This is a genomic window from Vulcaniibacterium thermophilum, assembly GCF_007923255.1.
GTDB lineage: Bacteria > Pseudomonadota > Gammaproteobacteria > Xanthomonadales > Xanthomonadaceae > Lysobacter_F > Lysobacter_F thermophilum.
Genome location: NZ_VOHJ01000002.1, coordinates 114,407 through 126,240, shown reverse-complemented (window position 1 = coordinate 126,240; position 11,834 = coordinate 114,407). Strand labels below are relative to the sequence as shown.

7 protein-coding genes are annotated in these 11,834 nt (G+C 72.6%); 4 read left to right on the top strand and 3 right to left on the bottom strand.

Going from position 1 to position 11,834, the window contains the following annotated elements; translation table 11 throughout:
* The first annotated feature begins 3 nt into the window (after positions 1-3).
* Positions 4-3,207 (top strand): discoidin domain-containing protein, encoded by a 3,204-nt coding sequence (locus FQY64_RS01700; RefSeq protein WP_146471971.1) that lies wholly within the window; start codon positions 4-6, stop codon positions 3,205-3,207.
* 15 nt (positions 3,208-3,222) lie between these two features.
* On the opposite strand, the gene glk is transcribed toward FQY64_RS01700, so the two are convergent.
* Complete coding sequence (gene glk, locus FQY64_RS01695; protein WP_146471970.1) at positions 3,223-4,200, bottom strand: glucokinase; 978 nt, start codon at positions 4,198-4,200, stop codon at positions 3,223-3,225.
* Between the two features lie 156 nt (positions 4,201-4,356).
* Here glk and FQY64_RS01690 point away from each other — a divergent pair, with 156 nt between their 5' ends.
* Entirely contained in the window at positions 4,357-5,874 is a 1,518-nt protein-coding gene (locus tag FQY64_RS01690; RefSeq protein WP_146471969.1) for a M20/M25/M40 family metallo-hydrolase, read from the top strand.
* Positions 5,875-6,024: 150 nt separating this feature from the next.
* Here FQY64_RS01690 and FQY64_RS01685 read toward each other — a convergent pair whose 3' ends face one another.
* Positions 6,025-8,103: an EAL domain-containing protein gene (locus FQY64_RS01685; protein WP_146471968.1), complete on the bottom strand. Its 2,079-nt coding sequence runs from the start codon at positions 8,101-8,103 to the stop codon at positions 6,025-6,027.
* A gap of 107 nt (positions 8,104-8,210) precedes the next feature.
* Positions 8,211-9,230, bottom strand: a complete 1,020-nt coding sequence (gene epmB / locus FQY64_RS01680; protein WP_146471967.1) for an EF-P beta-lysylation protein EpmB — start codon at positions 9,228-9,230, stop codon at positions 8,211-8,213.
* Positions 9,231-9,364: 134 nt separating this feature from the next.
* Between epmB and efp the strand changes: the two genes are divergently transcribed.
* Together efp and FQY64_RS01670 are read left to right on the top strand one after the other, a co-directional pair.
* A complete protein-coding gene (gene efp, locus FQY64_RS01675) occupies positions 9,365-9,931 on the top strand; it encodes an elongation factor P (protein ID WP_146471966.1) in 567 nt (188 codons plus the stop codon).
* A gap of 507 nt (positions 9,932-10,438) precedes the next feature.
* Positions 10,439-11,776, top strand: a complete 1,338-nt coding sequence (locus tag FQY64_RS01670; protein ID WP_146471965.1) for a TRZ/ATZ family hydrolase — start codon at positions 10,439-10,441, stop codon at positions 11,774-11,776.
* Positions 11,777-11,834 lie beyond the last annotated feature (58 nt).

Below are 11,834 nucleotides of genomic sequence, written 5' to 3'. Positions count from 1 at the left end.
CCGATGCGGACGGCGGAACGGGCGTTGGGGTGGCTCGCGGCGGTGGCGGCGCTGGCGCCGCCGGTCGCGGCGGATGCGACCCCGGCGCGCGTGCTCGACGCGTTCGAGTCGGCGCAGGGCTGGGAAGCGGTGGGCTCGGACAGCGTGAGCGCGCGGCTGCATACGGTCGCCGGCGCGCACGGCCGGGCGCTGTGCCTGGAGTACGACTTCAACGGCGTGGCGGGCTACGCGGTCGCGCGACGCCGGCTTCCGATCCGGTTCCCCGAGAACTACCGCTTCCGCCTGCACCTGCGCGGCGAGGGACCGCGCAACAATCTCGAGATCAAGTTCGTCGATGCCGGCGGCGACAACGTCTGGTGGTTCAACCGCCCGGACTTCGCCTGGCCGGCGGCGTGGACACCGCTGGCGTTCAAGAAGCGCCACATCGAGTTCGCCTGGGGACCGGCGGCCGACCGCACGCTGCGCGAGAGCGCCCGCATCGAGCTGACGGTCAGCGCGCGCGAGGGCGGTCGCGGGCGCGTGTGTCTGGACGAGCTGCACTTCGAGCCGTTGCCGCCGGATGCGACCGGTCCGCTGCGTCCGCTCGGCGACGCCGCGTCGACCGGCGGCGCGCAGGCGGCCGCGCGCGCGGTCGACGGCTCGCGGCGCACGGCCTGGCGCGTGTCGAAGGACGGCGCGCCCGCGCTGGTGCTGGACTTCGGCGCGCCGCGCGAGTTCGGCGGGCTGATCCTGCGCTGGGGGCCGGGCGCGCACGCATCGCGCTACGCGGTGGACGCCGCCGGTGCGCCCGGGCAGTGGCGCGAGATCGCGCGGGTCGAGCACGGCAACGGCGGCTTCGATGCGCTCGCGCTGCCGGAGTCCGAGGCGCGCCTGCTGCGTCTGCGGCCGCAGTCCGGTCCCGGCACGGCCTACGCACTGGAGGAGATCGAGGTGAAGCCGCTCGGGTTCGCGGCGACGCCCAACGACTTCATCCGCGCGCTGGCCGCGGAGCACCCGCGCGGCCAGTTCCCGCGCGGCTTCCACGGCGAACAGCCGTACTGGACGCTGCTGGGCGTGGACGGCGGCCCCGAGCAGGGACTGCTCGGCGAGGACGGCGCGGTCGAGGTGGCGCGCGGACGCTTCAGCGTCGAGCCGTTCGTCGTGGTGGACGGCAAGCTGCTGACGTGGGCCGACGTGCGCGCGGAGCAGTCGCTGCTGGAGCGCCATCTCCCCATCCCGAGCGTGCACTGGCGGCACGCCGACGCCGCGCTGGACATCACCGCCTTCGCGCATGGCGATGCCGCGCGGTCGCGGCTGGTGGCCCGCTATCGGCTGACCAACCCGGGCCGCCGGCCGCGCGACTACGTGCTGGTCCTCGCCGCGCGTCCGTTCCAGGTCAACCCGCCGACGCAGTTCCTCAACACCCGCGGCGGCGTGGCCCCGATCCGCGAGATCGCAGCGGAGGGGCGCGCAATGCGCGTCGACGGGCGCACGCTGCGGCTCTCGCAGCCGTTCGCCGGCGCGCTGCTATCGCCGTTCGACGCCGGCGAGATCGTCGAGCGCCTGCGCGCGGAGGACTGGTCGCGCTGGTGCGTGGCCTGCAGGCAAGGACCGCGCACGGCGGCCAGCGAGCGGACCGCAGGCGACCCGCGCGGTCTTGCGTCGGGCGCGGTGCTGTTTCCGGTGCGGCTCGCGCCCGGCGCGAGTTTCGAGGTGGATTGGCGCACGCCGCTTTCCGGCGAGCCCGCTGAAGGCCCGGCGGTGTCCGCCGCCAGGCTGCAGCAGGAGACCGCCGCGTTCTGGCGCGAACGGCTCGGTGCCGTGCGCATCCAGGTGCCGGACAGGGCCCGCCATGCGGTGGACACGCTGCGCACCGCGCTCGCCCACATGCTGATGAGCCGCGCCGGCCCGCGGCTGCAGCCGGGCACGCGCTCGTACGCGCGCGCCTGGATCCGCGACGGCGCGATGATCGCCGAAGGGCTGCTGCGGCTCGGCCGCGCCGACGTCGCCGAGGCCTTCCTGCGCTGGTACGCGCCGTACCAGTTCCCGGACGGCAAGGTGCCGTGCTGCGTGGACGACCGCGGCAGCGATCCGGTGCCGGAAAACGACAGTCACGGCCAGTTGATCTACACGGTCGCCGAGATCTACCGCTACACGCGCGACGAGCGACTGTTGCGCGACATGTGGCCGCATGTCGAAAAGGCGGTCGCCTACATGGACCGGCTGCGCCTGAGCGAACGCACCGGGCGGAACCGCCGGCGCAATCCGGCGTTCTACGGACTGATGCCGGCCTCCATCAGCCACGAGGGTTATTCGGCCAAGCCGATGCACTCGTACTGGGACGACTTCTGGGCGCTGCGCGGGTACAAGGATGCGGTCGCGATCGCGCGCTGGCTGGGGCGCGAGCGCGACGCCGCGCGCATCGCCGCCTCGCGCGACCGGTTCCGTGCCGACCTGTACGCCTCGCTCGGGATCGCGATGAGGCAGCACGGCATCGACTACCTGCCGGGCGCGGCCGAACTCGGCGACTTCGACGCCACCTCCACCACCATCGCGCTCGCCCCCGGCGGCGAGCAGGGCCGGCTGCCGGAGGCGGCGCTGCGCGCCACCTTCGAACGCTACTGGCGCCAGTTCGTCGAGCGCCGCGACGGCCGGCGGGCGTGGAAGGACTACACGCCGTACGAGCTGCGCACCGTCGGCACCTTCGTCCGCCTCGGCTGGCGCGATCGCGCGCACGAGGCGTTGCGGTTCTTCTTCGCCGACCAGCAGCCGCGCGGGTGGAACCAGTGGGCCGAGGTGGTCTCGCGCACGCCGCGCACGCCGTTCTTCCTCGGCGATCTGCCGCATGCGTGGGTGGAATCCGACTACGTGCGCTCGCTGCTCGACATGTTCGCCTACGAGCGCGAGCACGACGCCGCGCTGGTGCTCGCCGCCGGCATTCCGCACGACTGGCTGGAAGGCGAGGGCGTGGCGGTGCACGGACTGCGCACGCCGCACGGGCCGTTGTCGTACCGCCTGCGCGAGGCGGACGGACGCGTGCGGCTGGAGCTCGCGGGCGGCCTCGACGTGCCGCCGGGCGGACTGGTGCTCGCCTGGCCCACGGCGATGCGCGGCCATGCGCGGATCGACGGCGCGCCGGTGCCGTGGCAGGGCGGCGAACTGCGCATCGCGCGCGTACCGGCGGTGGTGGAGTTCGAAGCCGCGCCGGCCGGCGCACCGCCCCGCTGAGCCGGCGCGCCGCGCTCAGCCTCGCCAGCGCCGGGCGATCGCCGCCGCGCCCAGCAGCCCCGGCTGCGGATGCAGCACCGCCAGCGTCGGCACGCGCGCCATCGCCGGCGAGAACCGGCCCTTGTGCTCGAAGCGGAAGCGGAACGCGGAATGGGCCAGCCACGGCATCAGCCGCGGCACCAGGCCGCCGGTCAGGAACACGCCGTCCCACGCGCCCAGGGTCAGCACCACGTCGCCGGCGATCGCGCCGAATACCGCGCAGAACACGTCGATGGTGTGCTGGCAGCGCGGGTCGCCTTCCTTCGCGCGCGCGGTCACGTCCTGGGGCTGCATCGGCCCGGGATCGGTCCCGGCGATCGCCGACAGCGCACGGTGGATGTTCACCAGCCCCTGCCCGCAGACCAGACGCTCGTTCGACACGCGTCCGAACTCGTTGGACAGCCGCTGCAGGATTTCGATCTCCAACGGCGTGCCCGGCGCGAAACTGACGTGTCCACCCTCGGTCTGCAGCGGGTAGTGGCGGCCGTCGCGGATCAGCAGCCCGCCCACGCCGAGCCCGGTGCCGGGGCCGAGGATCGCGTAGGTGCGATCGCCGCCGGCCGCGTCGGGCTGCCAGCCCACCGGGCCGATCGGCGCCAGATCGGCCGGCGTCAGCAGCGGAATCGCCATCGCCTGTGCGGCGAAGTCGTTGACCAGTTCGACGTCGGTCAGCGCCAGCGCCTCGCCGGTGCGCCGCCTGGAGATCACCCACGGGTGGTTGGTGATGCGCGCCTCGTCGCCGTCCACGCGGCCGGCCACCGCGAGCACCGCGCGGCCGGCGCGTGCGCCGGTCTGTTCGAGGTAATGGCGGGCCGCGTCGGCCAGCGACGGGAAGTCCGCGACCGCGAACTGGCGCACGCTGTCGGGCAGCAGCGGCATCGGCGCGGCGGGATCGGCCAACGCGAAGCGGGCATTGGTGCCACCGATGTCGGCCAGCAGGACGGCGTCGCTCATGGTCGTGCGCAGGCGGGCGGGGGTTCACACGTTAGCCGATCGGACCGCCGGTTCGCGCCGCGCGCCGCCTGCATACGTTTGCGCGGCGCGCGCACTCACCCGGCGCTGACGGTGGGTGCGTTAACTGGCGCGGGCAGCCCAACCGGTACGCCGCCCATGCGCCTGACCCGCCGCCGCCTCTCCTCCGCCTCGCTGCTCGCCGCCGCGCTGCTCCTCACCGGACTGGCCACCGCCCCGCGCGCGCCGGCCGCGGAGGCCGACGAGCTGGCGGCGATCCGCAAGGAGGTCGAGCGCCAGCACGACGCCGCGATCCGGCGCCTGCAGGCGTGGATCGCGCTGCCGTCGATCGCGGCGGAGAACCTCAACGTGCGCGAGGGCGCCGAGCACATGGCGCGGCTCGCGCGCGAGGCCGGCTTCCAGCACGTGGAGATCGTCGAGACCGGCGGCAAGCCCGGCGTGTTCGCCCGGCTGGATGCCGGCGCGCCGAAGACGGTCGGGCTCTACTTCATGTACGACGTCAAGCAGTTCGACCCGGCGGAATGGAGCTCGCCGCCGCTGGAAGCGCGGATCGTGGACCGACCGGGACTCGGCAAGGTGATGATCGGACGCGGCGCGGTCAACCAGAAGGGACCGCAGTCGGCGCTGCTGGCCGCGCTGCACGCCATCCGCGCGGCCGGACGCAAGCCGCCGGTCAACCTGGTGCTGGTGGCCGAGGGCGAGGAGGAGATCGGCTCGCCCCACATCACCCGCCTGGTGCACCGGCCGGAGGTGCTCGAAGCCCTGCGCGGGACGATCGGCGTGTTCATGCCGTCCGCGATGCAGGACGCCGACGGCGTGGCGACCGTGTCGCTCGGCGCCAAGGGCGTGGTCGAACTGGAGCTGGTCGCCAGCGGCGAGAAGTGGGGCCGCGGGCCCACCAAGGACGTGCACTCCTCGCTGCGCGCGATGGTCGACAGCCCCGCCTGGCATCTGGTGAAGGCGCTCGACACGCTGGTGGCCGACGACGGCAACACCATCACCATCGAGGGCTATCCGAAGCCGCGGCCGATCAGCGCCGAGGAGAAGGCGATGGTGGCCGCCGCCAGCGCACGCCGCAGCGAGGCGCGCGCCAAGCAGCAGCTCGGCGTGCAGCGCTGGATCGACGACCTGCCGTGGCGCGAGGCGAACGAGCGCCTGGTCTCGCAGCCGACGGTGAACATCCAGGGCCTGGTCGGCGGCTACACCGGCCCCGGCGGCAAGACCGTACTGCCGCACCGCGCCGCGGCCAAGCTCGACCTGCGTCTGGTGCCGGGCATGACGCGCGAGGCGGCGGTCGCGGCGCTGCGCGAGCACCTGCGCAAGCGCGGCTTCGGCGACATCGAGATCAACGTCACCGGCGGCTACGACCCCACCGGCACCGCGGCGGACTCGGCGCTGATCCGCGCGCAGCTCGACGTGCTGCGCAAGCGCGGCCTCGATCCGGTGTTGTGGCCGCGCACCGCCGGCTCCTATCCCGGCTTCGTGTTCACCGATCCGCCGCTGCGCCTGCCGTCGGGGCATTTCGGGCTCGGCCACGGCGGCGGCGCCCACGCGCCGGACGAGTACTACGTCATCGAGTCCGCCAACCCCGCGGTGGCGGGCTACGACGAGGCGGTGATGTCCTTCGTCGAATACCTCCACGCGCTGGCGAAGTAGCCCGTTGGAGCGCTGACGCCATCGCGAGGCGTGGAAGGCAGATTGGACCTGCCCCGCTCAGGGCTCCAACCACCGTGCCACGGAGCGGTGCTGCGGATTTGCTTCCAATCCGTGTTCGTCCGCGCCGATCCGTGGCGCTGACGATGCCGCTCAGACGTCGAACTCGTAATCCATCGCGGGGCCCGCCGGGGCGAGGAAGTGGCCCTGCGCGTAGTGCACGCCGGCGCTGAACAGGATGGTCATGGTGGCGGCGTCCTGCACGAATTCCGCCAGCGTCTGCTTGCCCATTTCCTGCGCCTTGGCGGCGATCTCGCGCACGCGCTGCTGGCTGGCCGGATTGGTGGCGAGATCCTGGGTGAAGCTGCGGTCGATCTTGAGGAAGTCGGCCGGGAAGTGACTGAGCAACTGGAACGAGTTGAGACCGGCGCCGAACTGCTCCAGCCCCACCTTGACGCCGTGCCGCGACACGCGCTCCTGCAGCGCCTGCGCCGCGCGCAGGTGGGTGAACACCTTCGACTCCGGCAACTGCATCACCAGCAGCTCGCCGTCGACCTTGTGCTTGGCCAGTTGCTCCTCGATGAACGCGGCCAGCGTGTCGTCCTGCAGCGAGGCCTGGGTGATCTTCACCAGCAGCCGCGTGCGCCGTCCGCCCCGCAGGCGCTCGCCGATGACCTGGATCGCGCGGCCCACCACCCAGCGGTCGATCTCCCACAGCAGGCCGTGCTCCTCGGCGATCTGCAGGAAGGTCAGCGGCTGGATCAGCTCGCCCGGCTCGCCCTGCAGGCGCAGGAAGGTCTCGTACATCTCCACCGGTTCGCCGTGCAGGTGCACCAGCGGCTGGTAGAACATCGTGAAGCGGTCGCCGTCGAGCGCGTCGCGGATGCGCCGGACCCACGCCTCGATGCGTTCCTCCTCGGCGCGGTCGGCGGCGCCCGGATCGAACAGCTCGACGCGGTTGCCGCCCACGCCGGCGGCCGACTGCACGCATTGCGCCGCCTTGCCGAGCACGGCGCTGATGCTGGCGATCTTCTCGCTGATCTGCACGCCGCCCACGCTCACGGTGGCGTTCAGGGAGGCGCGCTCGGTCTCGATCACGTGCCCCGCGAAGGCCGCCCGCACCGCCTCGGCGACTTCCAGCGAGCGCTTGTGGCTGGCGTTGCGCACCAGCACGGCGAGCTGATGCTCGCCGAAGCGCGCGGCCACCGCGTCCTCGCCGAGCACGCGGCGCAGGCGTTCGGCCAGTGCGGCGATCAGCGCGTCGGCGGCGTCGAGGCCGATGTCCTGCAGCAACCGCGCGTAATGGTCCGGTTCGACCAGCAGCAGCGCGTGCTGGCTGTCGCCCTGCGCGGCCGCGGCCACCGCGTCCTCCAGCGTGCGCAGGAAGGTGGCGCGGTTCAGCAGGCCGGTCGCCATGTCGCGCTGGCGCAGCTCCTCCACCTCGCGCGCCAGGGCCGGGTCGATCTCCTGCCGGCGGATCACCACCTGCAGGCACGGTTCGCCCTCGTAGGTGGCGGGAGTGAACTCCATCACCGCCTTGAACGACTCGCCCTCCATCGTGCGCGCCTCGGTCTCGAAGCGCGGCGGCGCGTCGCCGTGGGCGATCTCCTTGAGCAACTGCTTGAACGCGCCGACCTGGGCCGGCGCCACCAGGTCGAGCAGCGGCATGCCCTCGATGTCGTCGAACGACTCGAATCCGAACACCTCCAGGTACGCCTGGTTGGCGCGGATGTGCATGCCTTCGTGGATGTAGGCGATCGGATCGCGCGAGGAGTCGATCAGCGCGTCGCAGCGGCGCTCGGTCTCGCGCACGTGCGCCTCGAGCCGGCGCAGGGCGCGGCGCGCCTCCAGATCGGCCCATTCCGAACGCACCACGCTCTGCAGGTGCGGCACGCTGCGGCGGATCACCACGCCGCGCGCGCCGGCCTCCATCGCGCGCATCAGCAGCGCGTCGTCCACGTGTTCGGCCAGGAACAGCACCGGCAGGTCCTTGCCGCTGGCGCTGACCGCCTGCAGCACCGCCGCCAGCGGCACGCCGCTGGCCTGCGGATCGACCAGCATCAGGTCGGGCGGCTGCTGCTCGAGCAGGCTCGCCAGCTCCGCTTCGTTCTCCGGACGGCTGGGACGGACCGCGATGCCGCTGTTGCGCAGCCCGCTCACGATCGCTTCGGCGGCCTCGACACTGTCGTCGACCACCATCAGGCGCAAGGCCGCGTCTTTTCCGAATGCCATCAGGCGCTCCCCTCCTGCGTGGGAGGGTTTATGACATGAACCGCGCGGAGGCGTCCATTGCCCAATCGGGCTTCACGCGCGGATCACGCCTCGCCGGCGGGCCGCGCTCACAGCGGGCGCTTGCCCGGATCGCCGGCCACCTCGCGCACCAGACGCGGCACCAGGTAGCCGGAGAGACGGGCGGCGAGCGCGGCGTGCAGGGCCCGCGCCCGCACGTCGTCGACCTCGAAGTGCCCCGCGCCCTGCACGCGGTCGAGCTGATGCAGGTAGTACGGCAGCACGCCGGCGGCGAACGCGCGCTCGCTGAGCGCGGCCAGCGCCTCGACGTCGTCGTTCACGCCGCGCAGCAGCACGGCCTGGTTGAGCAGCGCCGCGCCGGCATCGCGCAGGCGGGCGAGGGCGGCATCCACCGCGGCATCGAATTCGTTGGCGTGGTTGGCGTGGATCACCACGGTGAGCGGCCACGGCAGGGCGGCGATCCAGCCGACGAGCGCCTCGTCCACCCGCTCCGGCAGCACCACCGGCAGCCGGGTATGCACGCGCAGGCGCTTCAGATGCGGGATCTCGGCGAGCGCGCGGGTCAGCTCGGCGAGCTTGTCGGTGGCGAGCGACCAGGGATCGCCGCCGGACAGGATGACCTCGTCGATGCTGGCGTCGCGCCGGATCAGGTCGACCGTCTGCCGCCAGCCGGCCGCGGCGGCGGTTTCCTGGCCGTACGGGAAATGGCGGCGGAAGCAGTAGCGGCAGTGCACCGCGCAACTGCCGGTGGCGATCAGCAGCGCGCGGCCGCGGTACTTTCGGATCACCCCGGTGCCGGCCTTGGCGGCGGCATCGCCCACCGCATCCAGCGCGAAGCCCGGCATCGGCCGCAGCTCCTCGTCCAGCGGCAGCACCTGGCGCAGCAGCGGGTCGTGCGGGTCGCCCTTGCGCATGCGGGCGACGAAACCGCGCGGCACGCGCAGCGGGAATTCGGCGGCGGCGTCGTCGGACAGCGCCACGGCGGCCTCGGGCAGTTCGAGCATCCCGAGCAGTTCGCGCGGATCGCGCACGGCCTCGCGCCAGAGGCGCTGCCAGCGCGCGGGCGCAGCGGCCTGCGGCTGCAAGGGGGCAGGGGCAACGGGTATCATGGCCGGCCTTGGTCGGTGCCAGGGGTGCGGGCGGTGCGGCCGCCGACGCGGCGCGACCAGTCCTCCATTCTACCGACCTTCCGCTCCCGGCGCCGGCGGGCGGCACCCGAATCACATCCAGCAGGAGCAGCAGCATGGCCAGCTACGGCATGAACGACGTCAAGACCGGGCAGAAGATCCTGGTCAACAACGAGCCGTGCGTCATCACCGAGACCGAGTACGTCAAGCCGGGCAAGGGCCAGGCGTTCACCCGCATCAAGTACCGCAACCTCAAGAGCGGCCGTGTGGTCGAACTGACGATGAAGGCGACCGACTCGGTCGAGGCCGCCGACGTGGTCGATGTCGACATGCAGTACCTGTACTCGGACGGCGAGTACTGGCACTTCATGAACCCCGAGACCTTCGAGCAGGTGCAGGCCGACAAGGCCGCGATGGGCGGCGTGGAGCGCTGGCTGAAGGGCGAGGAGCAGTGCGTGGTCACGCTGTGGAACGGCAACCCGATCGTGATCCAGCCGCCGAACTTCGTCGAACTCAAGATCGTCGAGACCGACCCCGGCGTGCGCGGCGACACCTCCGGCGGCGGCGGCAAGCCGGCCACGCTGGAAACCGGCGCGGTGGTGCGCGTGCCGCTGTTCGTGCAGCAGGACGAGGTGATCCGCGTCGACACCCGCTCCGGCGAGTACGTCAGCCGGGTGAAGTGACGCATCGGCGCGCCGCGCTTCGCGCGGCGCCTTTGCCGATGCGTCATCCCCGCGAAAGCGGGGATCCATTTGGCCTTTGCCGACGCGTCATCCCCGCGAAAGCGGGGATCCATTTGGCCTTTGCCCACGCGTCATCCCCGCAGCGGGGCTCCATTGGCCTTGCCCGTGCGTCATCCCGCGAACCCGGGGATCCGGCCTGACTCCCCACTCCTCTCCGGCCCGCCGCAGCGCGGCGGGCGTCCGGATGACCGCGCGGCGGGAAACGCGTTCCTCCTCACCTTGCAGGCCGACACGGCCCCACCTCGCCTTCCCGCGGGGAATCCATGGACGTTTCGATCGAAGCGGCGAAGGGCATGGGCCGCCCGCTCGCGGGAACGGCGAGCGGCGTCGCGGCCGCGCAGCCACGGCAGGTCGGCTTTCGTCCCCACGCCCGCCGGCATGGATGACCACCGGCGTGACAGCACGCCCCCGGCATCCTAGGCTTCAACGCCCCTTCGGAGTGCCTGCATGACCGATCTGCTGCCCCAGCCCTGCGACCTGCTGATCGAAGCCGGTTGGGTGGTGCCGGTCGAACCGCACGGCGCGGTCCTGGCGGATCACGCCGTGGCCGTCGCCGACGGCCGCATCCTGGCCTTGCTGCCGGCGGCCGAGGCGCGCGCCCGCTTCGCCGCGCGCGAAACCGTCCGCCGCCCGGATGCGGTGCTGATTCCCGGCTTCGTCAATGCGCACACCCACAACCCGATGACGCTGCTGCGCGGCATCGCCGACGACATGCCGCTGATGCAGTGGTTGCAGCAGCACATCTGGCCGGTGGAGGCGGCTGTGATCGGTCCGGAGTTCGTCGCCGACGGCGTGGCGCTGGCGATCGCGGAGATGCTGCGCGGGGGCACCACCTGCTGCAACGAGAACTACTTCTTCCCCGACGTGCAGGCGGAGGTGTACCGCCGTCACGGCTTCCGCGCGCGCGTCGGGCTGCCGGTCATCGACTTCCCGACCGCCTGGGCGAAGACCGCCGACGACTATTTCGCACGCGCGGCCGAAGTGCACGACCGCTGGCGCGACGATCCGCTGATCGGCACCGCGTTCGCGCCGCATGCGCCGTACACGGTGTCGGATGCGAACTTCGAACGCATCCGCATGCTCGCCGACCAGCTCGACGTGCCCGTGCACTGCCACGTGCACGAAACCGCCGACGAGGTGCACGAGTCGCAGGACAAGCACGGCCAGCGTCCGCTCGCGCGCCTGGACCGCTTGGGCGTGGTCAACGACCGCCTCGTCGCCGTGCACATGACCCAGCTCACCGACGCCGAGATCGCGCTGTGCGCCGAGCGCGGCGTCACCGTGGTGCACTGCCCGGAATCGAACCTCAAGCTGGCGTCCGGCTTCTGCCCGGCGGCGGCGCTGCAGCGCGCCGGCGTGGCGCTGGCGATCGGCACCGACGGCTGCGCCAGCAACAACGACCTCGACATGGTGGGCGAGACGCGTACCGCCGCGCTGCTGGCCAAGGCGGTCGCGGGCGACGCCTCCGCGCTCGACGCCGCGAGCGCGTTGCGCGCGGCGACCCTCGGCGGTGCGCGCGCGGTCGGCTGGGAGGACCGGATCGGTTCGATCGAGCCCGGCAAACAGGCCGACCTGGTCTGTATCGATCTGTCGGCGCTGGAAACGCAGCCGGTGCACCACGTGCTGTCGCAACTGGTGTACGCGGCGGGCCGCCAGCACGTCAGCGACGTGTGGATCGCCGGCCGCGCGAAACTGCGCGCGGGCGCGCTGGTGGACATGGAGGCCGACGCGCTTCTCGCGCGCGCCCGCCAATGGCGCGAACGCATCGCCGCCTTGCAGCGCTGAAGGGCACCGGCGGCGGGCGCGGTTGCCGCTAGACTTGGCGTCCCCCGCACCGCGTCCC